Origin of the sequence: Streptomyces sp. NBC_00846 (assembly GCF_045207325.1) — a bacterium.
In the GTDB taxonomy this organism is placed as follows: domain Bacteria; phylum Actinomycetota; class Actinomycetes; order Streptomycetales; family Streptomycetaceae; genus Streptomyces.
The window spans coordinates 1,993,185-2,020,091 of sequence record NZ_CP108846.1; the positions used below are offsets into that span (position 1 = coordinate 1,993,185).

Genomic DNA, 26,907 nt, shown 5'->3' on the forward strand with positions numbered 1-26,907 from the left:
CGACGACCTCTACGGTGAGCGACCAATTCCGGCACTCTCCGTAAGGCTCGCCCGGCCCCGAGTGGTATGCCACTCGGGGCCGCCGTCCGGGTAGACGAGAGGTCCTAGCCGCAGCAGTCCGGTGCCAGTCCGTGCGGCAGGTGTTCGCCGCTGAAGACGGCGGTGGTCGCCTCGTCGCCGCCGAGCGCGGCCACGGCGAGCAGTAGCGAGCCGGCGGTCCAGGTGGTGAGCTCCTCCGGCCAGAACGCCCGGTTGCCCTCGAAGACGTACCCCGTCCAGTACATGCCGCCTTCGGCGCGCAGGTGCTGGATGGACTGGAGGATCTCCAGCGCCCGGTCGGACTCGCCCATCACCCAGAGCGCCAGGGCGAGTTCGCAGCTCTCACCGCCGGTCACCCAGGAGTTGGGCAGTACGCAGCGCACCCCGAGGCCGGGGACCACGAAGCGGTCCCAGCCCTCCTCGATCCGCTCCTTGGCGGCCGCTCCGGTGAGCGCCCCGCCGAGGACGGGGTAATACCAGTCCATCGAGTAGCGGCTCTTGTCGAGGAAGCGTTCCGGGTGACTGCGGATCGCGTGGGCCAGCGCGCCCGTCGCCAACTCCCAGTCGGGCTGCGGCTCTTCGCGTCGTTCGGCGATGGCGAGCGCGCAGCGCAGCGCCTGGTGGATGGAGGAGCAGCCGGTCAGCAGCGCGTCGTCGACGGGGGTTCCGTCGGCTTCGCGCTTCCAGCCGATCTGCCCGCCGGGCTGCTGGAGCCGCAGCACGCATTCGACGGCGGCGAAGACGGTCGGCCACATCCGGTCGACGAACGCGTCGTCGCCGGTGGCGAGGTAGTGGTGCCAGACGCCGACGGCCACGTACGCGCAGAAGTTGGTCTCCAGCCCGCGGTCGGTCGGCCGTTGCGGGTCGCCGTCGGCGTAGGCGGCGTACCAGGAACCGTCCTCGTTCTGGTGCCGGGCCAGCCACTCGTACGCGCGTTCCGCGGCGGCATGCTCACCCGCCGCGTCGAGGGCCATGGCGGCCTCGGTGTGGTCCCACGGGTCGAGGTGGTGGCCGCGGAACCAGGGCAGCGCGCCGTCGTCGCACTGCGCGGCGAGGAGGGCGGCGACGGTCTCGGTGGCCTGCTCGGCGGTGAGGACTCCGGGCAGGACGAGGTGTTCGGTCTGCTCGGGAGTGGTCACGCCTCGGCCTTGGAAAGGTCCTCGGCGGTGGCCGCGGGCAGGTGCGGCTTGGTCGCGTACGCCACGAAGCTCTTGCCGACGACGGGGTTGAGCAGCTGCTCGGCCACCCGGGTGGCCATCGGCTTCTTCATGATGTCCCAGACCAGCAGCTTGTGGTACGCGCGGACCGGCAGCGACTTGTCGTTGTCCACCCCGAACGCGCACTTGAGCCACCAGTACGGCGCGTGCAGAGCGTGGGCGTGGTGGGTGCCGTACGGCTTGAGGCCGGCGCCGCGGATCTTGCCGAGCAGTTCGTCGGCCTTGTAGATGCGGATGTGGCCGCCCTCGACCTCGTGGTACGCGTCGGAGAGCGCCCAGCAGACCTTCTCGGGGCCGTAGCGCGGCACGGTGATCGCGATCCGGCCGCCGGGCCTGAGCACCCGGACCATCTCGGCGAGCACGCCCTTGTCGTCGGGGATGTGCTCCATCACCTCGGAGATGATCACGACGTCGAAGGACTCGTCGGGGAACGGCAGGTTGAGCGCGTCACCCTCCATCGCGGTGGCGGTGGCGCCCTCGGGGGCCTCCCCGGCCTCCTTCATCGCGGCGAACCACTTCGCGACCTCGCGGATCTCCTCGCCGTTCCGGTCGAGGGCCACGACCTGGGCGCCGCGCCGGTAGCACTCGAAGGCGTGGCGTCCGGCGCCGCAGCCCAGGTCGAGCACCCGGTCACCTGCGGCGAGCGGGAAGCGGGTGAAGTCCACGGTCAGCACGAATGCCTGCTTTCGCGGTCGAGGGGGGTCTGCTTGGACGACGGGGGAGGACGGCGGTGTCAACGACGCCCGCCGGAGCGCGTGGTGGCCGCGCGGGCGGCGATCGCCTCGCGGTAGAGGGCGGCGGTGCCGATGGCGGCCTGCTTCCAGGTGAACCGGGACAGCACCCGGGCGCGGCCCGCCGCGCCGAGCCGGGCGCGCAGTTCCGGGTCGCCGAGCAGCCGGGCGAGCGCGTCGGCCAGTGCCCCGGCGTCGGCGGGCGGCACGGCCAGGCAGGTCTCGCCGTCCGGGCCCGCGACCTCGGGGATCGCACCGCCGGTGGTGGCGACGAGCGGCGTGCCGGTGGCCATGGTCTCGGCGGCCGGCAGCGAGAAGCCCTCGTAGAGCGAGGGGACGCAGGCGATCTGGGCGCCGCGCACCAGGTCGACGAGTTCGGCGTCGCTGATGCCCTTGACGAACTCGACGGCGTCCTGGAGTCCGTGCCGCTCGATGGCTTGCGCGACCGGTCCGTCCTCGGCCCGTTTGCCGACGACCACGAGGTGCGCCCGCGGGTTCTCCGTACGGAGCTTGGCGAGCGCCTCGACGAGGTGGACGAGGCCCTTGAGCGGGACGTCGGCGCTGGAGGTGGTGACGATCCGTCCGGGGATCTCGGCGACCGACGGGTCGGGCGACCAGAGGTCGGTGTCCGCGCCGATGTGCACGACGTGGATACGGTCCTGGCGCACCCCGAGATGGTCGACGATCTCCTGCCGGGAGGAGCCGGAGACGGTGAGCACCGAGGGAAGCCGGCGCGCGACCCGCTTCTGCATGCGGGTGAAGGCGTACCAGCGGCGTATGGAGGCGCGGCGTCGACGGGTCCCGGCGGCGTCCAGGTCCAACTGCCGGTCGACGGTGATGGGGTGGTGGATCGTGGTGACGAGCGGGGCACCGAGATCCGCCAACAGGCCGTAGCCGAGGGTCTGGTTGTCGTGGATGACGTCGAACTCGCCGCGGCGGGCAACAAGATGGCGTCGGGCCCGGAGGCTGAAGGTGAGCGGTTCCGGGAAACCGCCGGTCCACATGGTGGCGACCTCGGCGGCGTCGATCCAGTCCCGGTACTCACCGCGCTTCGGGGTGCGGAACGGGTCGGGCTGGCGGTACAGGTCCAGGCTCGGCAGCTCGGTGAGCGGGACGCCCTCGTCGAGCACCGGATAGGGCTGGGCGCCGATCACCTCGACGCTGTGGCCGAGGCGGGCGAGCTCGCGGCCGAGGTGGCGTACGTAGACGCCCTGGCCGCCGCAGAAAGGATTGCCCTTGTAGGTGAGGAGTGCGATACGCAACGGACGGCCGTCGGGGCTGCCCGACGCGTCGCTGCCCGCGCGGGGGCCCGTCTCTATGGCCTCAGCGGTCACACTCGGCCCCCTTCTCACTGCGTGTTCGCCGGAGCGTAACCGCTCACGCTAATCTAGAACAAGTTTCAGACTGGATCGTTCAATGAGCTACGAATCTACCGGCAGGTAGCGTCGGTGCAACGGCCGGACCGGGTGATTCGCGCCACGACCGGCACCCTGGCATGCTGTGCGCCGCCGGGGGGACCGAGCACCTCCCTCCGGTTGCGGACGGAAGCCATGGATGGGGACACATGACAGCGGAAGCCAAGCAGGCATCGCCGCCCCTGACGGAGCGACAGGAAGCCCGTCGCCGTCGCATCCTGCACGCCAGCGCCCAGCTCGCCGGCCGGGGCGGGTTCGAGGCGGTGCAGATGCGTGAGGTCGCGGAGGCCGCCGAGGTCGCCCTGGGCACGCTGTACCGCTATTTCCCGTCCAAGATCCATCTGCTGGTCGCCACCATGCAGGACCAGCTCCAGCGCCTGCACACGACGCTGCACAAGCGCCCGCCGGCCGGGGACGACGCGGCGCAACGGGTCGCCGAAACCCTGATGCGGACGTTCCGCGCGCTGCAGCGCGAGCCGCATCTGGCGGACGCGATGGTGCGGGCGCTGACCTTCGCGGACCGCAGTGTCAGCCCGGAGGTGGACACCGTCTCCCGGATCACGACGACGATCATCCTGGACGCGATGGGGCTGGAGCATCCGACGCCGGAGCAGCTTTCCGCGGTCCGGGTCATCGAGCACACCTGGCACTCGGCGTTGATCACCTGGCTGTCGGGGCGGGCGTCGATCGCCCAGGTGAAGATTGACATCGAGACGGTGTGCCGGCTGATCGACGTGACGGCACCGCGGGACGCGTAGGGCCCGTCCGGCCCCGGTAGCGGATCGAGATCTTTCGTCACACATCCCTCACCGCCTTGTTCGAAAGCGTTACAAGCCTCTCCTTAACATGGTCATGACCAGGGCCTGTCCGGCCCTGGTCCGCCGGGCAGGGCCCGGCACCGATGGAGAGGAAGACATGGCTGACCAGTCAGGCAGTACAGACGGCGCAACGGGGATGCAGGCCCCGGGCGGACCGGGTTACGGCATGCAGGCCCCGGGCGGACCGGGTTACGGCATGCAGCCCCCGGCCGGCTACGGGTACCCCGGTGGCGCCCCGCTGCCCAGCGGCAAGGCGACGGCCTCGATGGTGCTCGGCATCGTCGGGCTGGTGCTGATCCCGATCATCCCGCCGATCATCGCACTGTGCCTCGGCCTCTCGGCCCGGCGCATGGCCGACCGGGGCGAGGGCGGCGGCCGCGGCATGGCGACCGCCGGCATGGTGATGGGCATCATCGGCATCGCGTTCGCCGCCTTCGGCGTGATCATGGCCACGGTGCAGGCACTCGCCGCTATCTGACAGGCCATCACCGCCCACGGTTTTGACACATCGGTGCCGTGGGCGGCCCGGGGACGGACGATGCGGCTCCCCGCTCCGGCCCTCGGGGCGCGCCCCCGGCTTCGGCCCATGTGCGGCCCCCACATGCGCACCGCGTCAGGTGAGGTGTCCTGCACCATGTCGACGGCGGCACGGTGTTCATACGGTTCGGCGACATCACAGGTACACGCCGAGGAGCCGGTCACCATGCGTCGCAGAGCCCCAGGAACCGTCCGTCACCACAGATCCCTCGCCGCCGTCGCCACGCTCGCCTCGGCCGGCCTCCTGCTGGTCGGGTGCACCGCCGCCGGGAAGGCGGGCGAGGACGATTCCGCGTCCGGGAAGGGCGCGAAGGACCAGAGCGTGAAGGTGGGCCTCGTCTACTCCCGTACAGGACTGCTCGCGGACTACGGGAAGCAGTACCGCGACGGGTTCATGGCGGGCCTGGACTACGCGACGAAGGGCACCGGCAAGGTCGCCGGGCACCGTATCGAGGTCACCGAGCAGGACGACGCGGGCGACCCGGGCAAGGCGGTCGCCGCGGCCAAGAACCTGATCGGCAAGGGCTACAAGGTGCTGGCCGGCACCACGGATTCCGGGGTGGCCCTCCAGATGGCGCCGCTCGCCGCCCAGAACAAGGTGCTGTACATCAGCGGCCCGGCCGCCACCGACGCCGTGACCGGGATCAACGACTACACCTTCCGCTCGGGCCGGCAGTCCTACCAGGACATCCTGACGGCCGGGGCGATGCTCGGCGAGGCCAAGGGCAAGAAGGTCACGGTGCTGGCCCAGGACTCCACCTTCGGCCAGGCGAACGTCGCCGCGGTGAAGGCCGTCCTCGGCGCCAAGGGCGCGAAAGTGGGTTCCGTACTGGCTCCGCCGAGCGCCACGGACCTGACCCCGTTCGCCCGGCAGGTCAAGGCGGGCGGACCCGATCTCGTCTTCGTCGCCTGGGCCGGCTCCACCGCACCGGCGCTGTGGACGGCGCTGGACCAGCAGGGCGTGCTCGGGGCGGGCAAGGTCGTCACGGGACTCGCCGGAACCGCCTCGTACCCGGTGTTCGGGAACGCCGGCTCCAAGGTGTCGTTCCTGGCGCACTACTTCCCGGGCGCGGGCGGCGGCAACGCCGTGGAGAAGTCCATGCTCGACTCCGTCACGAAGGCCGGCGGCACCCCGGACCTGTTCACCCCCGACGGCTTCACCGCGGCACAGATGGTCGTGCGCGCCGTCGAGGAGGGCGGCGCCACCGATTCCGCCGCCATGGTGAAGGCCCTGGAGGGCTGGAGCTTCGACGGGGTGAAGGGCAAGGAGCAGGTCCGCGCCGAGGACCACGCGCTGGTGCAGCCGATGTTCGTCGCCAAGCTCAAGGGGACGGGCCCCAGCGCGGTGCCGGAGTTGGTGAGCACCGAGCCGATGGACGAGGTGGCGCCGCCCGTCAAGCCCTCGGCGGGCTGACCCATGACCGTACCGGGCATACCGGACACCATCGCGGAGCGCCCGGACGGGACGCGGACCACCGCACCGGTGCTCCAGCTGGAGGGGCTCGGCTGGGGTGTCGGCGGGGCGACGATCGTCGAGGACGTCACACTGAGCGTCCACGAGGGCGAGTTCCTCGCCTTCATCGGCCCCAACGGGGCCGGCAAGACCTCCCTGTTCAACCTGATCAGCGGGCTGACCACGGCCACGTCGGGCACGATCGCGCTCGACGGTACGGACATGACGGACCGCCCCGCGCACGCACGGGCGCGGCGCGGCATCGGCCGCACCTTCCAGACGTCCAGTCTCTGGCCGGGGATGACCGTGGCCGACCACGTCCGGCTCGCCGCGCAGGCGGCCGGGGGCGGTTCGTACCGGCTGTGGCGGCGCGCCTCCCCGTACACCGCGGAGGTGGCCGGCGTACTGGAGCGCACCGGTCTCGGTCACCGGGCCCGGGCGACGGCGTCCGAGCTGTCGCACGGCGAGAAGCGGAAGCTGGAGCTGGCGGTGCTGCTGGTGGGCGAGCCGCGGCTGATGCTGCTGGACGAGCCGATGGCCGGGGTGAGCGCGGAGGAGGTGCCCGCGCTGACCGAGCTGATCCGCACCCTGCACCGGGACGAGGGACGCACCGTCCTGATGGTCGAGCACCACATGGACGTCCTGCTGGGCCTGGCCGACCGGCTCGCCGTGATGCACCACGGCCGGCTGCTGGCGCTGGACACCCCCGACGCCGTGACGGCCGACCCGACCGTGCAACAGGCCTACCTCGGGGAGGGGTTGTGACGACGAGACCTCTGCTCGCCGTGCGGGACCTGCGGGTCCTGATCGGCGGCCGGCACATCCTGCACGGCGTGGACCTGGACGTCGCCCCGCACGGGGTGACCGCGCTCCTCGGCCGCAACGGCGCCGGGAAGACCACGACCGTACGCGGCATCCTCGGCCTCGTCCCGCGCACCGGCAGCGTACGGCTGGACGGCGAGGAGACCGTATCGATGCCCACCCACACCGTGGTGCGGCTGGGCATCGGCTACGCCCCCGAGGACCGGGGAATTTTCGCCGGACTGACCGTCGCGGAGAATCTGCGCCTGGCCGAGCGGCGCGGCGCGGGCGCGCCGGCGTACCCGCTCGTCCATGAACTCTTCCCCGAACTGAAGCTCCGGGAAAGGCAGTTGGCCGGGACACTGTCCGGCGGCCAGCAGCAGATGGTGGCCATCGGCCGCACGCTTCTCAACGGCAACCGACTGATCATCGCCGACGAACCCACCAAGGGCCTGGCACCCAAGGTGGTCACCGAGGTCGCCCAGGTGCTGGAGCGGGCCGCCGAGGCGGTGCCGGTACTGCTCGTGGAGCAGAACCTCGCCGTCGTACGCCGCCTGGCCGAGCACTGCGCGGTGCTCGCCGACGGCCTGACGGCCCATCAAGGGCCGGCCGCCGAACTGCTGAGCGACGCGGAAGCGGCACGCAGGCTGCTCGGCGTGGGCCACGGCCCGCTCACTACGCACCCCGTGGAGGCGGATTCCTGATGTCCACCGTCGTCCTGCTCACCATGACCGGACTCGGTCTGGGAGCGCTCTACTTCCTGATCGCCTCGGGGCTCTCACTGATCTTCGGGCTGATGGACGTGCTCAACTTCGCGCACGGGGCTCTGCTCTCCATCGGCGCGTACGGCACCTGGTGGGCGGCGTCCGGCAATCTGCCCGGCGCCGGCCCGGGCGGTGCGGGCTTCGTCCTCGCGGTGCTGTTCGGTACGGCGGTGGGCACCGCGGCCGCCGTGCTGCTGGAGCTCGCCGTCGTCCGCCCGCTCTACACCCGGCCCCGCGAGCAGGTCCTCGCCACGGTCGGGGTGGGGCTCGCCGTCCCGGCGCTGCTGTCGGGGATCTGGGGCTCGGACGCCCGGACCTTCCCGGGGCCCGAGGCCCTGTCCGGCACCTTCGGGCTGCTCGGCGCGCGGGTCCCGGTCAACCGGCTGGTACTGGTCGCGGCAGCGGTCGTCGTACTCGTGGCACTGCGGCTCTTCCTCGGCCGTACCCGGCACGGTCTGGTGGTACGGGCCGGGGTCGAGGACCGGGCGATGGTCACCGCCCTCGGCATCGACGTACGCAGGGCGTTCACGCTCGTCTTCGCGATCGGCGGCTGCGCCGCCGCCCTCGGCGGGGCACTCGGCGGCCTGTACTTCGGCTCGGTCGACCCCCGCCAGGGCACCTCACTGCTGATCTTCGCGTTCGTCGTGGTCGTCACCGGGGGCATGGGCTCGGTGACCGGCGCCGCCGTGGCATCGGTCGTCATCGGCCTGGTCCAGCAGTTCGCCAACTACTACACCGCAGCGGGCCTCGGCGACCTGGCCGTCGTCGTCCTGCTCGCCGCGCTGCTGCTCATCCGGCCGCGCGGACTGACCGGGAGGCTCGCGTGAGCACCGTCACCGAGACACACGAACGCACCGGCGACGGGCCCGCCCTGGCGCCGCCCCCCGGGAACACCGCCCGGCTGCTGCGCCGCTGGTGGCCCGCCGCCGCACTGCTGGTCCTCGCCGTCGCGCCGTACAGCGCACTTCCGCTGCCGGGCCTCCTGGACGGCCCGCTCGGCAGCCCGGGAAGTCTCCAACTCCTCGCCACCTGCCTGCTGTTCGGGGCGCTGGCGACCGGTTACGACCTGCTGCTCGGCCGCACCGGGCTGCTCTCCTTCGGGCATGCGCTCTACTTCGCCGCGGGCAGCTACGCCACCAATCTGTTCCTGCTGGAGGCGGGCCTCCCCTTCGCCGTGTCCGCGCTGCTCGGCCTCTGTTGCGGGATCGTGCTCGCGCTGGTGCTGGGGTCGGTGAGCCTGCGGGTCACCGGGATCGGCTTCTCCATGGTGACGCTGGCCTTCGCGCAGGCGGGCTCGATCCTGGTCTCCCGCAACCCGGGCGGTCTCACCGGCGGCGAGGAGGGCCGGGCCGCCCCCGCCGAGCTGCTGCCGTCCGGGCTCGTGGGCATCGAGAACACCGCGAACCTCTACTGGGTGGCGCTCGCCTATCTGGTGCTCACCCTCGCCGTCGTCCACTGGGCGGTCCGCTCACCCACCGGACGGGTCTGGGAGGGCATCAAGGAGAACGAACGCCGGGTGGAGGTACTGGGGTTGAAGCCGTACGGCTTCAAGCTGACGGCGTTCGTCCTGGCGGGTGCGCTGGCCGCGCTCGGCGGCCTCGTCCACCTGCTGCTCACCGGCGGCTCGACCCCGCAGACGACCACCTCCGACTTCACCCTCTCCCTGCTGGTGATGGTGGTGCTGGGCGGATCCGGCACCCGCTGGGGCCCGATGGTCGGCGGCATCCTCTACACCTGGGCCGATCACCGGCTCGGCGATCTGGCCGGGTCGGGCGCGGTCGCCGAACTGCCCGCCGTGCTGCGGGTGCCGCTGTCCCAGCCGCTGTTCCTGCTCGGTGTGCTGTTCGTGGCTGTGGTACACCTGCTGCCCGGTGGCCTGGCCCGGCTGCCGTCCCGACTGGTGCCGCGCCGCGGCCCCGCCGACGAAACACCCGCGAAGCGCGCCCGGAAGGAGAACGGACAGCCGTGATTCCGTACGAAGAGATTCAGGTCCCCGTGAACGGCGACGAGTTGGCGGTACTGAGGTGGCCGGCCCGGGAGCCGGACGCCCCGGTCGTCGTCGCCCTGCACGGCATCACGGCCAACGCGCTGTCCTGGGGCCCGGTGGCCCGGCTGCTGGCCGGCCGCGTCACCTTGATCGCCCCGGATCTGCGCGGCAGGGCCGGGAGTTCCGCCCTGCCGGGACCGTACGGGATCGCCCGGCACGCCGATGACGTCGCCGCGCTGACGAAGGCCCTGGGCCTGGGCCGGGTGGTGCTGGCGGGCCATTCGATGGGCGCGTTCGTGACGGCGCTGGCCGCCGTACGCCACCCCGAACGGTTCGGGCCGCTGCTGCTCGTCGACGGCGGCATCGGCTTCCCCGCCCCCACGCACCTCTCCCCGGACGAGCTGCTGACCGCCGTGATCGGCCCGGCCATGGACCGGCTGTCGATGACCTTCCCGGACCGGGCCGCGTACCGCTCCTTCTGGCAGGCGCACCCCGCGTTCGCGGATGCCTGGTCGGCCGAGGTGGACGCGTACATCCAGCGCGATCTGACCGGGGACGAACCCGCCATGCACTCCGGCTGCCGGATCGAGGCCGTACGCGCCGACGGCATCAACCTCTTCGACGAGGAGGTACTGACGGCGGTACGGAAGCTACCGGCCCCGGCGACGCTGCTGTGGGCGCAGCGGGGCCTGATGAACGAGGAGCAGGGCCTGTACGACGAGACCCGTCTGGCGGCGGCCGACCTCGGGAGGACCGGGGTGACGCCGGTACCGGTACGGGACGTCAACCACTACACGCTGCTGACGGGAGAAGCGGGCGGCAAGGTGATCGTGGACCACTTGCTGACGATGACCGGCACCCTGGGGCCGTCGTCCCCCGCTTGAGGACACCTTTTCAGCCGTCCGGCGCTCGAGGGCATCTTCGCGGCCCGTCCGGCGCTCGAGGACACGGGGAGCCGGCGCAACCCGTCCCTCAAGCGGCCGGACGGCCCCTACCGCTCCTGCCCTTCGCCCGTCAACGCATGCAGCCGCAAGGCGAGTTGCAGCTCCAGCGCCCGCCCGGGCTCGTTCCAGTCGTGCCCCAGCAGCACCTGCACCCGGTCCAGCCGTTGCACCACCGTGTTGACGTGCACGTGGAGTTCGTCCTTGGCTCGGATGAGGCTGCCCCCGGACCCGAAATAGGCGTCCAGCGTCCGCACGAGATGGGTGCCGCGCTGCGCGTCGTACTCCAGCAAGGGCCCCAGCGTCGCGGAGACGAAGCCGTCGACATCCTGGGCGTCGCCCAGCACAACGCCCAGGAAGCCGAGTTCTCCGACGCACGCGCCTTCCCCCGTACGCCCCAGGACCCGCATGGCGCGCAGGCAGCGGGCGGCCTCCCCGTACGCGGAGGCCAGCTCCCTGGCGCCGCGGGCCGGCCCGGTGGCGGCGACGGTGACGGGGGCCTGGATCAGCTGCCCGAGCTGCGCCGCCGCCACGCGCGCCGCGTCACCGGCGACCGGGCCGGGGTCACCGGCATCGATCAACAGCACCACGTTCCCGGCGTGTTCGGCGCTCACTCCGTGAATGTCACCGCCGAACAGATAGCGCATCGCGGCAGGGGCCAGCCGCTCCCTGGTGCCGCTCTCGGCCACCAGCAGCAGATGCGGGCGGTCGAGGTCGATGCCGAGGCGCCGGCCGCGTTCGGCGAGCCCGGCCGGGTCGCGGTCCGGGTCGCTGAGCAGGTCGCTGATCAGCTCGCCGCGGACCCGGTTCTCGGTCTCGGCGACCGTGCGCCGCAACAGCAGCAGGAGACCCGTGACCACCGAGGCCCGCTCGAACAGCCGACGGTCGGAGTCGTCGAGCGGTGCGCGGCGGTGCAGGACCAGGCCGGCCAGGAGTTCCTGCCCGGCGAGGACGGCGCAGATCACCCGCCCGTCGCGGTACACGGCGCGGGCTCCCGTACGGGACTCCTCGGCGGTCTCGGCCAGCCACCCGGCGTCCATGCTGTCGGCCGCGAAGTCCGCACCGTCGGGCCGGACGGCCGCCAGGGGCCGCCCGCCGGGGTCGTGGATGGTGAGCGGGGAGTCCAGCAGCCCCGCGACCGCCGCCGCGACGTCCTTGACGTCGCGGCCGCGCAGCACCAGATCGGTCAGCCGGTCGTGGGACTCCTCGGCCCGTTGCATGGCCGCCGAGTGGGCCCGTACGGCCGCGTTGGCCTCGGCCAGCTCAGCGTTCGTCTCGGCGAGTTCGTCCAGCGCGGACCGGGTGTCGGCGAGTGCGCGCGCGGTGTCGATGGCGATCGCGGCGTGCGCGGCGAGCGAGCACAGCAGGGCGACCTCGTCGGGGCTGAAGACGCGCGGCGCGCGGTCGGCGGCGAAGAGGACGCCGATGACCTTTCCCGTACCGCCGCGGCTGGAGCCCAGGAGCAGGGGCACGCCCAGGATGGCGACGAGCCCTTCGTCGAGCACCCCGGCGTTGATGTTGCGGGTGTGGTGGAAGCGCTCGTCGGTGCGGTAGTCGGGGGTCGCGTACGGGCTCGCGGTCTGCGCCACGAGACCGCCGAGCCCATGGCCGAGCTCCAGCCGCAGCCGCTGGAAGAGCACCGACACCGACCCGTCGGTGACCCGCATGTAGGTGTCCCCGGCCTCCTCGTCGGGGAGCGTGAGATACGCGGTGTCCGTGCCGAGCAGCACCCTGGCGCGGCGGACGATGGCGTTCAGCACGTCGTCCAGGTCGCGCGAGGCGGCCAGGTCGCCCGCCGTGTCGAAGAGCGCGGTGAGCTGGAGCTCGCGGCGCCGGTGCTGACGCAGGGCACCCCTGATCCGCAGGGCGGTGGCGGTGGCCCGCTCCACCTCCGCCAGATCGCCTGCGGGCACCCCGGCGGCCCGCGCCTGTGAGGAGACGGCGCCCAGCGCCTCGGCGGGGGCGCCGTCGGCCAGCAGGTCGAGGAGGCGCCGCAGATGGGGCGCGGCGGAGGCGGATGGTTCAGACATGGGCGACCGGCGTTCGTAGGGGGCGGGGGATCAGTTGGCGGTCCAGCCGCCGTCCATGGAGAGGGAGGTGCCGGTGATGTGCCCGGTACGCGGCCCGCAGAGCCACAGCACGGCTTCGGCGACCTCATCGGTTTCGATCAGGCGCTTGATCGCGCTGCGTTCCAGCATGATCCGGCTCACGACTTCCTCCTCGGAGATGCCGTGCGCGCGGGCCTGGTCCGCGATCTGGTTCTCGACCAGGGGCGTGCGTACGTACCCGGGGTTGACGCAGTTGCTCGTCACCCCGTGCTCCGCCGCTTCGAGCGCGACCACCTTGCTGAGTCCCTCCAATGCGTGCTTGGCCGTCACATAGGCCGATTTGTAGGGGCTGGCCCGCAGACCATGGACGGACGAGATGTTGACCACGCGCCCCCAGCCGCGTTCGTACATGCTCGGCAGGGTCCGGCGCAAGATGCGGAACGGGGCCTCCACCATGACCCGCTGGATCAGCGCGAAGCGGTCCGGCGGAAACGCGTGCACGGGGGCGACGTGCTGGAGCCCGGCGTTGTTGACCACGATGTCCGCGTCGGCGGGCAGCGTGTCGACCGCGTCGGGGACGGAGAGATCGAGGACCCACGCCGTCCCGCCGATCGCCCGGGCCAGGTCCTCGGCGGCGTCGGCGGCCTTGTCCACCACGTGGACGTGGGCGCCCGCGGCGGCCAGGGCCTGTGCGCAGGCCCGCCCGATCCCGCTCGCCGCCCCCGTGACCAGGGCGGTGCGTCCGGCGAGGAGCCGGTCCGTGGGCGACGGCGAGGAACCGGTGGCGAGCGGCGGGACGGTGGCCGGGGCGGCGTGCGGGGCGGGCCCGTGATCCGGGCTCTGAGGAGTCTCCATGGTCGTCACCGTAAGGAGGCCGGAGCCCGCGTCACACGGGGTCGGTGCACACACCGTCGTACGTTGGCATGGTGGCGGCATACATGGTGCGGGCCCTCGCCGGGGGCCGTGAGCGGGCAGCGTCCGGAGCGATCGGGGCATCGCGTCCAAGGCTGTCAGTGGGCCGCGTCGAGCGCCGCCCGCTGCTCGGCGGTCAGCTCGTCCCCGACCCCGCGGCTGCGGCGCCAGCGGCCGAGCAGCTTCTCGCTCTCCCCGCCCCGGGTGCCGTGGACCCAGAACGCGTAGTTGTTCGACGTGTCGACGAAGGTGCCGCCGGCTTCGGCGTACCGGTCGAGGATCGCGAACGACGTCGCCTCGTCGGTGAGCGTGCCCATCAGCATGGCGCCGAGGCTGAGCACACTCACCTGCCGGCGGGTGGCGGGGTCGGTGCCGATCGTGCGGTAGCGCATGCGTATCCCTTCTCAGCAGCCTGTCTCTGTACGGGCGTTGACGGGGAGTCTGCGTGTTGGAGCGCACTCGATGTCAACACGCGCAAGAGCGGCGCGGCACACAGCCGGGACGGTGGAGTGTCCGCGGGGCCCATGGGCGTCGGAGGCCCGGTCTCATAGCGTCCGCCGCGCACTCATCAACGACGCACACACCCGGCACTGCCCCGACAGTTCCGTACAGGGAGGCACCCGTGCGCCCATCGATCCTGCGACGCCTGTTCCGGCGCGTCGCCTCCACGGCCACTCTCGCACTCGTCGCGGCGACGCTGAGCACCGTGGCGGCGGCGCGGCCGGCCGCTGCCGCCGGTGGCCTGGAGCAGGTCACCGGCTTCGGCACCAACCCGGGCAATCTGCAGATGTACGAGTACGCTCCCGCGGGTCTGCCCGCGAACGCGCCGCTGGTGATCGCCCTGCACGGCTGCACGCAGACCGCCGACGCCTACTACACCCATTCGGGCTGGCCGAAGTACGCCGATCTGTGGGGCTTCGCCGTAGTCTTCCCGCAGACCACGTCGGCCAACAACGCCCTGTCCTGCTTCGGCTGGTTCGACCCGGCCGAGGACACCAGGGGCAAGGGCGAGGCCGCCTCGATCGTGCAGATGGTGGAGTACGCGAAGCAGCAGTACGGCTCGGACGCACGCCGGGTGTACGTCACCGGCCTGTCGGCGGGCGGCGGGATGACGGCCGACCTGCTGGCCGCGTACCCGGACGTGTTCGCGGGCGGTTCCGTGGCGTCGGGCCTGCCCGCCCAGTGCGCGACGAGCCAGTCCGCCGCGTCCGGCTGCCAGACGGGCCCGCAGAAGCTGACGGCCGCACAGTGGGGCGACAAGGTGCGCGGCTCCTATCCCGGATACTCCGGCCCCTGGCCCCGCGTGGCGATCTGGCAGGGCACCTCCGACTACACCGTGTATCCCGCCAACGCCACGGCCCTGCGCGACCAGTGGACGGACGTCTGGGGCATCGGCCAGACCCCGTCGTCCACGGACACCCTCCCCGGGAACACGACCCGCAGCGTCTACAACGACGCCGACGCCACCGGGAAGCCCGCCGTGGCGACGTACTCCGTCTCCGGCATGGGCCACGGCCTCGCCGTAGGCCCCGGCTCCGGTACCGGCCAGTGCGGGAGCACGGCGGCGTACTTCCTGAACACCATCTGCTCGACGTACTACACGGGCGTCTTCTGGGGCCTGGACCGGGGCACACCGGGCGGCGGCGACCGACTCCCCGCCCCGTCCGGCCTGCGGGTCACCGCCGTCACGGCGCACAGCGCCTCCCTGTCCTGGAACGCGGTCCCGGGCGCGGCCTCGTACACCGTCCACCGCAACGGTACGAAGGTCGCCTCCCCCACCTCCACGACGTACACGGACACGGGCCTCATTGCCGGTACGGCCTACCAGTACACGGTGACGACGGTCGACGGTTCGGGCACGCCCGGCACTGCCTCGCCCCAGGTGACGGCGACCACGACCGGCGGTACGCCCGCCCAGTGCTTCACGGCGACCAACTACGCGCACGTCACGGCGGGGAGGGCGCACACCACGGGCGGATACACGTACGCGAACGGCTCGAACGAGAACATGGGCCTGTACAACGTCTTCGTCACCCACACGCTGCGGGAATCACCGGCGGGCCATTTCGTGATCGCGGACAGCGGGTGCGCGACCTGAGCGGCGCCCGGTCCGTCGAGGGCCGGCTCATTCGTCCTGCGCCGGAGTTCGGCATCCTTCGTCGCGCCCACCGGATCGGTGCCGTTCCGGACGGTGCGGTCTGGCAGTGCCCGGTGGAAAGGAGGCGGGACCCATGCGATCCGGACATGGGCCCCTCGGAGCTGCTGTCCGAGCTCAGCTCGGCTGGTCTCCGGTGTAGCGGTAGATGGCTCCGTCGGAGTTGACGTGGTAGACGGTGCCGTCGGCGGCTACGCCGATGTCCACAAGAGGCCGAGAACGGCGTCCGGTTCACGTCCGAGCGCACATCGCCCTACTCCACGGTCGCAGCTCGAACAGCAGGGTCGCCGTCCGCCCCGGCAGGCTCCGTGAGCGCACCGGTTGCCCCTCACAGGCCGCGTGATGGAATAGCAGATCGTGAGCACGGTGGGGGAAGCAGTGACGGATCACAAGAGATCTCTTGTACGGGTAAGCGCACTCCTACTGGCGGCAACTGTGGCCACAGGCTGCGCGGTCGGACCCGCCGCCGACGCGAAGGCCACGTCCCCGAAGGCCGCCGAGATCGACACCGACACCGAGCCGCTGGCCAAGCGCCTGCCGAAGCTCGGCCGGATCGTCTCGGCGCACTGGCAGCAAAAGGCCCCCGGCGCGGACAGCCGAGTGCCCGGCCCTACGGACTACCACGTCAGCGCCCTCATGAAGCTCGCCCCCGGCTCGGTGGCCGCCCTGACGGCGTCCGCGCAGATGCAGCCGGCGGCCGTCGGGACCGAACCCGAAAGCATCTCCATTCCCGCGGAACTCACCGAGTTCGCACCAACGGGGGCGCAGTGGATGCACAGCAGAGTGCTCGACGAGCGCCTGGTGCGCGCCGACTCCGCAGAGCTCTACTTCGACCCGGCCTCGGACACCGTCTACCTCTCGGCCACCAACGTGCACCTGCCGAACGCCGTCACGGTCCACGTCGGCCCGGACGGCAACCAGGTATCCATCACGCCCACGCCGCCGGCACCCACGCCATGAACGACCTCCAGAACCAGGCCATGTCCCGAGCCAGGACGTCGGCCACTTCGATGGTGGGTCAGGCCCTGGCGATATTCCTGCCCGGCATCGGCTCCGCGAGTGCTGTCCGCCATTCAGGCGCACCGAAGGCGTCCGCGAAGTACTGCGTCTCGTGCACCACGTGCCCGTGGGCAAATTCCATAATGCTCACTGAGCGGCTGGGCACCCCGTCGTACGTGATGACGCACTCGCTCACCCACAGATCCCCGCTGCCGACGATCCGGTGAACGGTGAAGTGCCGACTGGCCGGGTGCCCGCCGCGTTGCGCCGAAATCGTCGCTCGGCCCCGGAATCGTTCACCTGACTGGGGGTAGTCGAGGATCGCGTCCGCAGCGTAGATGGCGTGCTCGGCTTCGGTATCCCCGCGTTCCGATGCCCGCCAGTGTTCCTCGAGTGCGGCCCTGGTCCGCGTATCAGGATCCATCGCATTGTTCCTTCTGCAGACGACCGGAGCGATCCGGGGACCTGGTAACGCTTCGAGGCTTCCCCCAGGATGCTGGGCCGTTGAACGTCATGGGCACCGGTAACAGCGCAGACCGCCCGACGCAGCGACTGGCTTCAGGACAGCTGCGGATCAAGATCGGACAACTCATGATGCATGGAGATGCCTGGCGCCCGGTCCGGCGACACGTTCAGGGGCGGATTCCTCGAAGGCGTACGGACGCCGTGCCCGCCCCGGCGGCCGATGCGCCGGCGCACGGTCTGGCGGATGACACGGCTGGGTCGCCCACCCGTCATCCGACCTGATGGACGACCCGGAACCGGTCAGCTCAGGAAACGGACCGACCGCCTCGCCCCCGACCTGGCCTGCATCGACCGCACAGGCCCACGCTCAGACGGATCGTCATGCGCATCGGCTTGCGACCCGTCGCCGCCTCGTCCGCTCCTGCGCCTACTCCTCCGGCGGGAAGACGGCCTCCCCCGAGCCGATCAGCGTGATCGTGATCGCCTCGACCGGGCACCCCTCGGCCGCGGCGAGGATCGTCTCGTTGGCGTCGGTCTCCGGGGCCGACGGGTGGGACTGCCGGGCGGAGTCCAGCGTGAATCCGCCCGGTGCCTGGTTCACGCACATCCCGGAGCCGATGCAGACCCCGCGGTCGACCTCGACGTTCCAGCGGTCCCCCATCACGCCCCCTCGTATCCGGCCGGCAGGTGAATCATCTTGTGCTCGAAGTACTCGGCGTATCCCTCGGGGCCGAACTCCCGTCCCATCCCCGAGTTCTTGTAGCCGCCGAAGGGGCCGAGCATGTCGAGGCTGAAGGTGTTCACGCTGTACGTGCCCGTCCTGACCCGACGGGCGACGTCGATGCCGCGCTCGGTGTCGGCGGTCCAGACGCTGCCGCTGAGGCCGTAGTCCGAGTCGTTGGCGATCCGTACGGCCTCGTCCTCGTCGCCGTACGGCAGCAGGCAGATGACCGGACCGAAGATCTCCTCACGGGCGACGCGCATGGAGTTGTCGACGTCGCCGAAGAGGGTCGGCTCGACGTACCAGCCCCGCTCCTGGGAGGCCGGGCGGCCGCCGCCGGTAAGGATCTTGGCGCCCTCGTCCTGGCCGATCCGGATGTAGTCGAGCGAGCGCTGCTGCTGGCGTCGCGCGACGAGGGGGCCGAGTTCGGTGGCGGGGTCGAGCGGGTCCCCGACCTTCAGCGCACCCGCCGCGGCAGCGAACGCCTCGGCCGTCTCGTCGTAGCGGGAACGCGGCACGAGGATGCGGGTCTGGGCCACACACGCCTGGCCGTTGATCATCCAGGCGAAGGGGACGATGCCCGCGACGGCCGCGTCCAGGTCGGCGTCCGGGAGGATCACGGCGGCGGACTTGCCGCCCAGTTCCAGCGTGACGCGGGTGAGGTTGCGGGAGGCGACCTCCATCACCCGGCGTCCCGCGGCCACGGACCCGGTGAACGACACCTTGTCGACGCCGGAATGCCCGACCAGGTACTCGCTGACCTCGCGGTCGGCCGGCAGGATCGAGAGCACCCCCTCCGGCAGCCCCGCCTCGGCGACGATCTCGGCCAGGATGTAGGCGTCCAGAGGGGATTCGGGCGAGACCTTGAGTACGGCGGAGCAGCCGGCCAGCAGCGCGGGCGCGAGTTTCGCGGCGGCGGTGAACTGCGGGACGTTCCACGGCACCACGGCCGCGACCACCCCCACCGGCTCCCGGCGCACGAGCAGCGGCCCGAGCGCCCCGTCCCGGCGCTCCTCGTACGAGAAGCCGCGGGCGACGGTGATCGCCGCGTCCCACACCATCATCGCGGCGAGCGCCTGCACCATGACACTCGACGTGTACGGGGTGCCGTTCTCCGTGCTGATGACCCGGGCGATCTCCTCGTACCGCGCGGCGAACGCGTCCTTGATCCGGGTGATCACCGCGATCCGTTCGTCCACGGTCATCCGCGGCCAGGGCCCGTCGTCGAACGCCCGTCGGGCGGCGGCGACGGCTCGGTCCACGTCCCCCTCGCAGGCATGCGGCACCCGGCCGATGACCTGTTCGGTGTGCGGGGAGATGACCTCGATGACATCCCGGCCCAGCGGATCGACCAACTCCCCGCCGATGAAAAGTTTTCCGTGTTCGACAAGCTCGGTCATGGCTGCTGCCTCCCGCGGCCCGGCACGTTACCCGACTCATTGTCTGACTCTGTGTCAGAACTGATACCAGTTCCAGTTCCAGGAGTCCACGGCCGCGACGAAGCCCGCCCGGGCACAACGGATCGCCCCTCACCGCCCACGGCGCACGACGTGTGCGCACCACCTACGGACAGTCGACCGGCTACTACTGAAACAAGTTCTGGTTACAGTGGGCGCGACGTACCACAACTGCACGCCGCCGAGAGAGAGATGGGGCCCCATGACACAGGTGACCGCGCAGGTGACCGACCACGGCGGGGGCGTGCACAGCATCAAGGTCCCCATCCCGGACAATCCACTCGGCCACACCCTCGTGCACGTCCTCGACACCGATCGCGGGCCGGTCCTGATCGACACGGGTTGGGACGATCCGGAGGCGTGGGACACGCTCACCGCCGGGCTCGACGCCGTCGGGACGGGTGTCGGTGACATCCACGGGGTGGTCATCACCCACCACCACCCCGATCACCACGGGCTGTCCGGGCAGGTCCGTGAGGCGTCCGGGGCCTGGATCGCCATGCACGCGGCGGACGCGGCGATCGTGCGCCGGACCCGGGAGTCGGAACCGGGTACCTGGCTGAAGTACCTGGTGGCGAAGCTCACCACGGTCGGTGCGCCCGAGGAGCATCTCGCGCCGTTGCGGGCCGCCGCGGCGGACGGGGGCCGGATGCGGACCCTGCCGGGGCTGCGGGCCGCGCTTCCGGACCGGGAGATCGTCCCCGGGGAGCTTCTCGATCTGGCGGGGCGCACGCTGCGGGCCATCTGGACGCCGGGGCACACGCCCGGCCATGTCTGTCTGCATCTGGAGGAGGAGCATCCGGGCAATCTGCCGGGGCGGGGGAGGCTCTTCTCGGGCGATCATCTGCTGCCGGGGATCAGCCCGCACATCGGGCTGTACGAGGACCCGGACGACACGACGGTCACCGACCCCCTCGGCGACTACCTCGACTCGCTGGAGCGCATCGGCGGGCTCGGGGCCGCGGAGGTGCTGCCCGCCCATCAGTACGCGTTCGCGGATTCCGCGGGGCGCGTACGGGAACTCCTGGACCACCACGAGGACCGGCTGACCGGGCTGCTCGCGCTGCTGGCCACACCGCTGACTCCGTGGGAGCTGGCCGAGCGGATGGAGTGGAACCGGCCCTGGGAGCAGATCCCGCACGGTTCGCGGAACATCGCCGTCTCGGAGGCCGAGGCGCATCTGCGGCGGCTGGTGAAGCTGGGTCGCGCGGAGGCGGTGGCGGGGAGCGAGCCGGTGACGTACATCGCGGTGTGACCACCCGGCTACGGCGGCAGCGGGCCCGCGCCGCCACCGGCCCGGAGTCCGTCCGGAGCCGCCCGGTAGAGTGTGCGAGTCGTCATCATGCCCGTTCAGGGGGAAGCCGGTGCAAATCCGGCACTGACCACGCAGCCGTGAACCGTCGTCCAGGACGGTGAGTCGGAATGCCCTGTCCGCGGTCGTGACCGGCTCGCGGCCACCGGAACCCCGGTGGTCGGCACCGTCGAGGTATACGGGGCCGGAGCCTGGTGCGTGAGCGTGCCTGTGCCCGGATCCCCCCGCAGGAGAGGCCCCGCCCGCCATGACCGTACGCCGCAGAGCAGCAACGCTCGCCGCCACCGCCACCGTGCTCTGTGCGGCCGCTGCCCCGGTCGCGATCGCAGCGCCGTCCCCGTCGTCCTCGCCGTCCGCCGCACTGCCGTCCGGGCTGTACGGCACGAAGGACCCCACCTACGACGGTGTCTGGCGGCAGTCGCTGGCCTTCCTCGCCCAGCGGGTAGAGGGCGTCACGCCCGCCGCGAAGGCGGTGGACTGGCTGATCGCCCAGCAGTGCTCCAACGGCGCCTACGCCGCGTACCGGCCCGACGTCTCCCAGCCGTGCACCGACAAGACCATGCTGGACACCAACGCCACCGCGGCCGCCGTCCAGGCGCTCGTCGAGGTGGGCGGGCACCGGGAGACCGTGAACGACTCGGTCCGCTGGCTGAAGTCCGTGCAGAACGAGGACGGCGGCTGGGGCTACGCCGCGGGCGCGGCCAGCGACGCCAACTCCACCTCGCTCGTGATCGGCGCCCTCGCCCGGCAGGGCCAGCGGCTCGGCGACATCACCACCCCCGGCGGCAAGACCCCCTACGACCCGCTGCTGGCGCTCGCGATCCCGTGCGGCGGCAAGGACGGCGGTGCCTTCGCCTACCAGCCCGACAAGGCCGGGAAGCTCGCCGCCAACGCGGACGCCACCGCGGCCGCCGTGCTCGGCACGATGGGCAAGGCCCTGGCCGTCGGGAACAACACCTCCTCCAAGGCGCCCAGCTGCCACCCCGGCTCCGGTCTCACGCCCGAGCAGGCCGCCCAGAACGGCGCCCACTTCCTTGCAGGTGCCCTCGCCACCAGCGGTCACCTCGACCTGGCGCCGATGCCCGGCGCCGCCGACTCCACCCCGCAGCCCGACTTCGGCAACACCGCGGACGCGGTCGTCGCGCTGTCCGCCGCGGGCCACCAGGACGAGACCGCCAAGGCCATGACCTGGCTGAAGAAGAACTCCGGGTCCTGGGCCGAGCAGGGCGGCCCGGCCGCCTACGCGCAGCTGATCCTGGCCGCGCACGCGGCCGGCGCCGACGCCCGCCACTTCGGCGGCGTCAACCTCGTCGACCGGCTGAACGCGACCGGCCCCGCGCCCGCGGCGATCACGACGCCCGACCCGACCGCCGACACCGGGTACGTGGCGACGGAGAAGGACGAGGTCCACAGCGGCGACGACGTGATCGGCGGTGTGTGGTGGTACGTCGGCATCGGTCTCGTCGTCGGTGCGGGCGCCGGCTTCCTGATCAGCGGCCGCCGGAAGAACCGGCAGCTGTGAGGCGGGCGGGAAGGACCGCCGCTCTCCTGGTGGTCCTGAGCGCCGTCCTGGCCGTGCTCGGCGCGGGGACGGCCCAGGCGGCGGGCTACCGGTACTGGTCGTTCTGGGAGGGCTCCGGCACCGGCTGGACGTACGCCACCCAGGGCCCGTCCCTGGTCCGGCCGGACGACGGCGCGGTGCAGGGCTTCCGCTTCGCCGTGAGCAAGGACTCCCAGGACGCGGCGAAACCGCGCCACTCCCCCGACTTCGCGAAGATCTGCGCGGGCACCCCGGCCAAGGACGGCAGTAAGCGGGTCGCGCTGGTCATCGATCCGGGCACCGCGGCGGACGCCCCGGCCGGCGAGACGCCGCCCGCGTCGCGTACCGCGTGCGCACAGGTCGCCCCGGACGCCAGCACCGCGGAGGCGCTCGCCTCGGTGGCCAAGCCGCTGCGCTACAGCAGCGCCGCGCTGCTCTGCGCCATATCCGGGTATCCCGGCTCCGGCTGCGGCGAACAGGTCTCGGGCGACGGGCACGGGACGCCTGCCGCCTCCGGATCCGCGGCTCCCGCCGAGTCCGCCAGGTCCTCCGCTTCCGCCGCCGGCGGCTCCAGCGCCTCCGGTGGATCCGGCGACTCCGGTGGCGGTCCGTCCGTCGGGGTGCTCGTCGGTGTCGGCGCCGTACTCGTCCTCGGCATAGCCGCGGTCGTACAGGCCCGCCGCCGCGGATGACCGCCCCGACCACCGGCCCGGTCCGGCCGCGCCGCCCGCTGCGCGCCCCCGGGGCGACCCGTAGCAACGCGCTGCCCGCCGGGGCCTGGTGGCTGTGGGCGCTCGGCCTCGCCACCGCCGCGTCCCGGACCACCAATCCGCTGCTGCTCGGACTGCTGGTGGCGGTGGCGGGCTATGTGGTCGCGGCGCGGCGTACGGACGCGCCGTGGGCCCGTTCGTACGGGGCCTTCATCAAGATCGGGCTGTTCGTCGTCGGTGTGCGGCTGGTCTTCTCCGTCTTCCTCGGTTCGCCGATCCCCGGCACGCATCCGCTGTTCACCCTCCCCGAAGTGCCGCTGCCCGACTGGGCGAAGGGGGTCAGGATCGGTGGCCGGGTCACCGCCGAGCAGCTGCTCTTCGCGCTGTACGACGGGGCGAAGCTGGCGACCCTGCTGATCTGCGTCGGCGCGGCGAACTCGCTCGCCAACCCGGCCCGGCTGCTGAAGTCGCTGCCGGGTGCGCTGTACGAGGCGGGGGTCGCCGTCGTCGTCGCGATGACGTTCGCGCCGAACATGGTCGCCGATGTGGTGCGGCTGCGCACCGCACGGCGGCTGCGGGGCCGCCCGACGGGCGGTATCAAGGCGGTCCTCCAGATCGGACTGCCGGTCCTGGAGGGCGCGTTGGAGCGGTCCGTCGCGGTGGCGGCCTCGATGGACGCGCGCGGATACGGGCGCAGCGCCCAGGTCCCGCCCGCCGTCCGGCACACCACGAACGTCCTCACGCTCGGCGGGCTGCTCGGGGTGTGCGCGGGTACGTACGGGCTGCTGGCCGCGCAGGGCGCGGTGTACGGCCTGCCGCTGCTCGTCGCCGGGCTGGTGGCCGCGCTGGCCGGACTGCGGCTCGGCGGGGCCCGCTCGGTCCGTACCCGCTACCGGCCCGACCGGTGGGGTGCGCGGGCCTGGCTGGTGGCGGGTTCGGGGGTCGCCGTGGCCGTGGCGATGATCTGGGCGGGCGGTGTCGACGCGGAGGCGCTGCGCCCCGGCGTCGTGCCGCTGACCGCGCCGGTGCTTCCGCTGTGGCCCGCGGCCGCGGTGCTGATCGGGCTGCTGCCCGCGGTGGTGGCGCCCGTGCCGCCGTCGCCGGGCGCCCCGCGTTCCAAGGAGATCGAGTGATCCGGTTCGAGCAGGTCTCGGTGCAGTACGAGGGGACGGAGCGGCCCACCCTCTGCGGGGTCGATCTGACCGTGCCCGAGGGCGAGTTGGTGCTGCTCGTCGGCCCGTCCGGGGTCGGCAAGTCGACGCTGCTGGGCGCCGTTTCCGGTCTCGTGCCGCACTTCACCGGCGGTACGCTGCGCGGCCGGGTCACGATCGACGGGCGCGACACCCGTACCCACAAACCACGTGAACTCGCCGATCTGGTCGGCACGGTGGGCCAGGACCCGCTGTCCCACTTCGTCACCGACACGGTCGAGGACGAGCTGGCGTACGGGATGGAGTCGCTGGGGCTGGCTCCCGGCGTGATGCGGCGGCGGGTCGAGGAGACCCTCGATCTGCTGGGTCTGGCCGGGCTGCGCGACCGGCCGATCGCCACGCTCTCGGGCGGCCAGCAGCAGCGGGTCGCGATCGGCTCGGTCCTCACCCCGCACCCGAAGGTCCTGGTCCTCGACGAGCCGACGTCCGCGCTGGACCCGGCGGCGGCCGAGGAGGTCCTCGCCGTGCTGCAGCGGCTGGTGCACGACCTGGGCACGACGGTCCTGATGGCGGAGCACCGGCTGGAGCGGGTGGTGCAGTACGCGGACCAGGTCGTCCTGCTGCCGTCGCCGGGCGCCGCCCCGGTCATGGGAGCGCCCGCGGACATCATGGCCGTCTCCCCGGTCCACCCGCCGGTCGTCGCACTGGGGCGGCTGGCGGGCTGGGAACCCCTGCCGCTCTCGGTCCGCGACGCCCGACGCCGGGCGTCGGACCTGCGCGAGCGGCTGGCGCGGGCACAGCTGCCCGCCCCGTCACCCGTGCCGGCCGGGGCGGCCGTGGCCCCGCTGCCCTCCGCCCCCGCCACCACCCGCGTACGGCGCGGTGTGCTCGCCCGGCTGCTGGGCCGCGGCGCACCCACCACCACCACTTCCGAGCCGGTCGTCGTGGATGCCCCGGCGCGGGTCGAGCGGCTCGGCGTACGGCGCGGGCGCGTCGAGGCGCTGCGCCGGGTGACGCTCGCCGTCGCGGCCGGCGAGACCGTCGCGCTGATGGGCCGCAACGGTGCGGGCAAATCCACCCTGCTGGCCACGCTCGTCGGCATGGTCGAGCCCACCACGGGCACCGTCCTCGTCGGCGGCCGGACCCCGCACCGTACGCCGCCGCGCGACATGGTGCGCCGGGTCGGGCTCGTACCGCAGGAACCACGCGACCTGTTGTACGCGGACACGGTCGCCGCCGAATGCGCGGCGGCCGACGCCGACGCGGGCGCCGCCGCGGGCAGCTGCCGCGCCCTGGTCTCGGAGCTGCTGCCCGGCGTGCCGGACGACACCCATCCCCGTGATCTTTCCGAGGGTCAGCGCCTCGCGCTCGCCCTGGCCGTCGTGCTGACCGCGAGGCCCCCGCTGCTGCTCCTGGACGAGCCGACCCGCGGCCTGGACTACGCGGCGAAGACCCGGCTGGTCGGGGTGCTCCGCGGCCTCGCGGCCGAGGGCCACGCGATCGTCCTGGCCACGCACGACGTCGAGCTCGCCGCCGAGCTGGCGCACCGGGTGGTGATACTCGCCGACGGGGAGACCGTCGCGGACGGGGAGACCCGGCAGGTGGTCGTCTCCTCGCCGGCCTTCGCCCCGCAGACCGCGAAGATCCTCGCCCCGCAGGAGTGGCTGACCGTGGCGCAGGTGCGCGGCGCGCTGGGAGCCGCCTCGTGAGCGGGAACCGGACGCGGCCGGTAAGGCTCGGGCCGCGCGCGATCGCCGCGCTCGTCCTCATCAGCGCGATCGGCGTGGTCGCGTTCGGCTGGCCGCTGCTGGCCGGTGCCGACTCCGGCCTGGCGCACTCCCAGGACGCGCCGTGGCTGTTCGCCGCGCTGCTGCCGCTGCTGGTCGGCGTGGTCGTCGCGATGATCGCGGACTCCGGCCTCGACGCGAAGGCCGTGGCGATGCTGGGGGTGCTGGCCGCGGTCGGCGCCGCGCTGCGCCCGCTGGGCGCGGGCACGGCGGGGCTGGAACCGATGTTCTTCCTGATGGTGCTGAGCGGCCGGGTGCTGGGGCCCGGCTTCGGCTTCGTGCTGGGCTCGGTGACGATGTTCGCGTCCGCGCTGCTCACCGGCGGGGTGGGGCCGTGGATGCCGTTCCAGATGCTGTCGATGGGCTGGTTCGCGATGGGCGCGGGCCTGCTGCCGGGCCCGGACCGGCTGCGCGGACGGGCCGAGCTGCTGATGCTCGCGGTGTACGGGTTCGTGGCGGCGTTCGCGTACGGCACGGTGATGAACCTGTACGGCTGGACGATCGTGCCCGGACTCGGCTCGGGGATCTCCTTCCACCCCGGGGACCCGCTGCCGCAGAACCTCGTCCGCTTCCTCGCCTATTGCACGGCCACGTCGCTCGGCTGGGACCTCGGCCGGGCCGTGCTCACCGTGGTGCTGACCCTGACCATCGGCGCGACGCTGCTGAAGGCGCTGCGCCGGGCCACGCGCCGCGCCGCCTTCGAGGCCCGGGTCACATTCGACGCCCCGGCGAGTGAGGACTCCCACAGGCCCTCGGTCCTCGACGAAGCGGGGTAGTAGTCGCCGGACCGGGTACCGGCCCCCAGCAAATGGACAATTTCATATAACTTGGCGAGCTTAATTACTCGTTGGTCCATTTAGGCGCTTTTTGGCCCGCTGTCCGTGCCCGTCGGCCGCCGAAGCGTTGTCACGTACGTGGAACCTCGTGAATTCTGGGATCGGAACACT

The 26,907-nt window shown here is 72.2% G+C and carries 24 protein-coding genes, 2 pseudogenes and 1 riboswitch; of the genes and pseudogenes, 17 read left to right on the plus strand and 9 right to left on the minus strand.

Annotated features, from left to right (window positions below; genetic code table 11):
* Positions 1-104 precede the first annotated feature (104 nt).
* The 3 genes from OG936_RS09225 to OG936_RS09235 are packed head-to-tail and all read right to left on the minus strand — an operon-like array spanning position 105 to position 3,321.
* Positions 105-1,178 (minus strand): prenyltransferase, encoded by a 1,074-nt coding sequence (locus tag OG936_RS09225; protein WP_406493813.1) that lies wholly within the window; start codon positions 1,176-1,178, stop codon positions 105-107.
* Positions 1,175-1,930 (minus strand): class I SAM-dependent methyltransferase, encoded by a 756-nt coding sequence (locus tag OG936_RS09230; RefSeq protein ID WP_406493815.1) that lies wholly within the window; start codon positions 1,928-1,930, stop codon positions 1,175-1,177. Before OG936_RS09230 ends, OG936_RS09225 begins: the two co-directional genes overlap by 4 nt.
* A gap of 59 nt (positions 1,931-1,989) precedes the next feature.
* Positions 1,990-3,321 (minus strand): glycosyltransferase family 4 protein, encoded by a 1,332-nt coding sequence (locus tag OG936_RS09235; protein WP_406493817.1) that lies wholly within the window; start codon positions 3,319-3,321, stop codon positions 1,990-1,992.
* Between the two features lie 230 nt (positions 3,322-3,551).
* On the opposite strand from OG936_RS09235, the gene OG936_RS09240 reads away from it, so the two are divergent.
* The 8 genes from OG936_RS09240 to OG936_RS09275 all read left to right on the plus strand — a co-directional run bounded on the left by OG936_RS09240 (position 3,552) and on the right by OG936_RS09275 (position 10,646).
* Entirely contained in the window at positions 3,552-4,160 is a 609-nt protein-coding gene (locus OG936_RS09240) for a TetR family transcriptional regulator (RefSeq protein WP_406493818.1), read from the plus strand.
* 157 nt (positions 4,161-4,317) lie between these two features.
* Positions 4,318-4,698 (plus strand): DUF4190 domain-containing protein, encoded by a 381-nt coding sequence (locus tag OG936_RS09245; protein WP_406493820.1) that lies wholly within the window; start codon positions 4,318-4,320, stop codon positions 4,696-4,698.
* A 225-nt stretch (positions 4,699-4,923) separates the two neighbouring features.
* Entirely contained in the window at positions 4,924-6,171 is a 1,248-nt protein-coding gene (locus OG936_RS09250; protein WP_406493822.1) for a substrate-binding domain-containing protein, read from the plus strand.
* 3 nt (positions 6,172-6,174) lie between these two features.
* A complete protein-coding gene (locus OG936_RS09255; RefSeq protein WP_406493823.1) occupies positions 6,175-6,975 on the plus strand; it encodes an ABC transporter ATP-binding protein in 801 nt (266 codons plus the stop codon).
* Positions 6,972-7,715, plus strand: coding sequence for an ABC transporter ATP-binding protein (locus OG936_RS09260; protein WP_383750700.1), 744 nt, complete (start codon positions 6,972-6,974; stop codon positions 7,713-7,715). The genes OG936_RS09255 and OG936_RS09260 overlap by 4 nt, the downstream gene beginning before the upstream one ends.
* Complete coding sequence (locus OG936_RS09265) at positions 7,715-8,602, plus strand: branched-chain amino acid ABC transporter permease (protein WP_406493825.1); 888 nt, start codon at positions 7,715-7,717, stop codon at positions 8,600-8,602. The genes OG936_RS09260 and OG936_RS09265 overlap by 1 nt, the downstream gene beginning before the upstream one ends.
* A complete protein-coding gene (locus OG936_RS09270) occupies positions 8,599-9,744 on the plus strand; it encodes a branched-chain amino acid ABC transporter permease (RefSeq protein ID WP_406493826.1) in 1,146 nt (381 codons plus the stop codon). Before OG936_RS09265 ends, OG936_RS09270 begins: the two co-directional genes overlap by 4 nt.
* Entirely contained in the window at positions 9,741-10,646 is a 906-nt protein-coding gene (locus tag OG936_RS09275) for an alpha/beta hydrolase (protein ID WP_406493828.1), read from the plus strand. The genes OG936_RS09270 and OG936_RS09275 overlap by 4 nt, the downstream gene beginning before the upstream one ends.
* Positions 10,647-10,753: 107 nt before the next feature.
* On the opposite strand, the gene OG936_RS09280 is transcribed toward OG936_RS09275, so the two are convergent.
* From OG936_RS09280 to OG936_RS09290, 3 genes and pseudogenes are all read right to left on the minus strand, one after another.
* Positions 10,754-12,733, minus strand: coding sequence for a helix-turn-helix domain-containing protein (locus OG936_RS09280; protein ID WP_406493830.1), 1,980 nt, complete (start codon positions 12,731-12,733; stop codon positions 10,754-10,756).
* 30 nt (positions 12,734-12,763) lie between these two features.
* A complete protein-coding gene (locus tag OG936_RS09285) occupies positions 12,764-13,606 on the minus strand; it encodes a 3-hydroxybutyrate dehydrogenase (protein ID WP_406493832.1) in 843 nt (280 codons plus the stop codon).
* A 194-nt stretch (positions 13,607-13,800) separates the two neighbouring features.
* Positions 13,801-14,055, minus strand: a pseudogene (locus OG936_RS09290) (aldo/keto reductase); the annotation flags it as partial.
* Positions 14,056-14,285: 230 nt separating this feature from the next.
* Between OG936_RS09290 and OG936_RS09295 the strand changes: the two are divergent.
* Both OG936_RS09295 and OG936_RS09300 read left to right on the plus strand, forming a co-directional pair.
* Complete coding sequence (locus OG936_RS09295; protein ID WP_406493834.1) at positions 14,286-15,761, plus strand: PHB depolymerase family esterase; 1,476 nt, start codon at positions 14,286-14,288, stop codon at positions 15,759-15,761.
* Positions 15,762-16,253: 492 nt separating this feature from the next.
* Positions 16,254-16,778 (plus strand): hypothetical protein, encoded by a 525-nt coding sequence (locus tag OG936_RS09300; RefSeq protein ID WP_406493836.1) that lies wholly within the window; start codon positions 16,254-16,256, stop codon positions 16,776-16,778.
* A 58-nt stretch (positions 16,779-16,836) separates the two neighbouring features.
* On the opposite strand, the gene OG936_RS09305 is transcribed toward OG936_RS09300, so the two are convergent.
* Positions 16,837-17,241 carry a nuclear transport factor 2 family protein gene (locus OG936_RS09305; protein ID WP_406493837.1) on the minus strand — a complete coding sequence of 135 codons (405 nt, stop codon included), beginning with the start codon at positions 17,239-17,241 and terminating at the stop codon, positions 16,837-16,839.
* Positions 17,242-17,454: 213 nt separating this feature from the next.
* On the opposite strand from OG936_RS09305, the pseudogene OG936_RS09310 reads away from it, so the two are divergent.
* Positions 17,455-17,556: pseudogene (locus OG936_RS09310) on the plus strand (glycosyltransferase family 2 protein); the annotation flags it as partial.
* 153 nt (positions 17,557-17,709) lie between these two features.
* Here OG936_RS09310 and OG936_RS09315 read toward each other — a convergent pair.
* The gene (locus OG936_RS09315) at positions 17,710-17,943 is read right to left on the minus strand and encodes a ferredoxin (RefSeq protein WP_266745905.1); all 234 of its coding nucleotides are present in this window, start codon (positions 17,941-17,943) and stop codon (positions 17,710-17,712) included.
* Positions 17,943-19,403 carry an aldehyde dehydrogenase gene (locus OG936_RS09320; RefSeq protein WP_383750723.1) on the minus strand — a complete coding sequence of 487 codons (1,461 nt, stop codon included), beginning with the start codon at positions 19,401-19,403 and terminating at the stop codon, positions 17,943-17,945. The genes OG936_RS09315 and OG936_RS09320 overlap by 1 nt, the downstream gene beginning before the upstream one ends.
* 259 nt (positions 19,404-19,662) lie before the next feature.
* Here OG936_RS09320 and OG936_RS09325 point away from each other — a divergent pair, with 259 nt between their 5' ends.
* The 6 genes from OG936_RS09325 (at position 19,663) to OG936_RS09350 (ending at position 26,736) form a co-directional block, all read left to right on the plus strand.
* Positions 19,663-20,715, plus strand: coding sequence for an MBL fold metallo-hydrolase (locus tag OG936_RS09325; protein WP_406493839.1), 1,053 nt, complete (start codon positions 19,663-19,665; stop codon positions 20,713-20,715).
* A gap of 59 nt (positions 20,716-20,774) precedes the next feature.
* A riboswitch (cobalamin riboswitch) is annotated at positions 20,775-20,910 on the plus strand.
* 109 nt (positions 20,911-21,019) lie between these two features.
* A complete protein-coding gene (locus OG936_RS09330; RefSeq protein WP_406493841.1) occupies positions 21,020-22,294 on the plus strand; it encodes a hypothetical protein in 1,275 nt (424 codons plus the stop codon).
* Positions 22,291-23,004 (plus strand): SCO2322 family protein, encoded by a 714-nt coding sequence (locus OG936_RS09335; RefSeq protein ID WP_406493842.1) that lies wholly within the window; start codon positions 22,291-22,293, stop codon positions 23,002-23,004. The genes OG936_RS09330 and OG936_RS09335 overlap by 4 nt, the downstream gene beginning before the upstream one ends.
* Positions 23,001-24,155 carry an energy-coupling factor transporter transmembrane component T gene (locus OG936_RS09340; RefSeq protein ID WP_406493844.1) on the plus strand — a complete coding sequence of 385 codons (1,155 nt, stop codon included), beginning with the start codon at positions 23,001-23,003 and terminating at the stop codon, positions 24,153-24,155. The genes OG936_RS09335 and OG936_RS09340 overlap by 4 nt, the downstream gene beginning before the upstream one ends.
* Positions 24,152-25,882 (plus strand): ABC transporter ATP-binding protein, encoded by a 1,731-nt coding sequence (locus OG936_RS09345; RefSeq protein ID WP_406493846.1) that lies wholly within the window; start codon positions 24,152-24,154, stop codon positions 25,880-25,882. The genes OG936_RS09340 and OG936_RS09345 overlap by 4 nt, the downstream gene beginning before the upstream one ends.
* Positions 25,879-26,736, plus strand: coding sequence for an ECF transporter S component (locus tag OG936_RS09350; protein ID WP_406493847.1), 858 nt, complete (start codon positions 25,879-25,881; stop codon positions 26,734-26,736). Before OG936_RS09345 ends, OG936_RS09350 begins: the two co-directional genes overlap by 4 nt.
* Positions 26,737-26,907: the final 171 nt, after the last annotated feature.

Coding starts and splice junctions, on each gene's coding strand:
- OG936_RS09240 (WP_406493818.1), top strand. CDS start 3,552: ATGACAGCGGAAGCCAAGCAGGCATCGCCGCCCCTGACGGAGCGACAG.
- OG936_RS09245 (WP_406493820.1), top strand. CDS start 4,318: ATGGCTGACCAGTCAGGCAGTACAGACGGCGCAACGGGGATGCAGGCC.
- OG936_RS09250 (WP_406493822.1), top strand. CDS start 4,924: ATGCGTCGCAGAGCCCCAGGAACCGTCCGTCACCACAGATCCCTCGCC.
- OG936_RS09255 (WP_406493823.1), top strand. CDS start 6,175: ATGACCGTACCGGGCATACCGGACACCATCGCGGAGCGCCCGGACGGG.
- OG936_RS09265 (WP_406493825.1), top strand. CDS start 7,715: ATGTCCACCGTCGTCCTGCTCACCATGACCGGACTCGGTCTGGGAGCG.
- OG936_RS09280 (WP_406493830.1), bottom strand. CDS start 12,733: ATGTCTGAACCATCCGCCTCCGCCGCGCCCCATCTGCGGCGCCTCCTC.
- OG936_RS09285 (WP_406493832.1), bottom strand. CDS start 13,606: ATGGAGACTCCTCAGAGCCCGGATCACGGGCCCGCCCCGCACGCCGCC.
- OG936_RS09305 (WP_406493837.1), bottom strand. CDS start 17,241: ATGGATCCTGATACGCGGACCAGGGCCGCACTCGAGGAACACTGGCGG.
- OG936_RS09315 (WP_266745905.1), bottom strand. CDS start 17,943: ATGGGGGACCGCTGGAACGTCGAGGTCGACCGCGGGGTCTGCATCGGC.
- OG936_RS09320 (WP_383750723.1), bottom strand. CDS start 19,403: ATGACCGAGCTTGTCGAACACGGAAAACTTTTCATCGGCGGGGAGTTG.
- OG936_RS09325 (WP_406493839.1), top strand. CDS start 19,663: ATGACACAGGTGACCGCGCAGGTGACCGACCACGGCGGGGGCGTGCAC.
- OG936_RS09330 (WP_406493841.1), top strand. CDS start 21,020: ATGACCGTACGCCGCAGAGCAGCAACGCTCGCCGCCACCGCCACCGTG.
- OG936_RS09340 (WP_406493844.1), top strand. CDS start 23,001: ATGACCGCCCCGACCACCGGCCCGGTCCGGCCGCGCCGCCCGCTGCGC.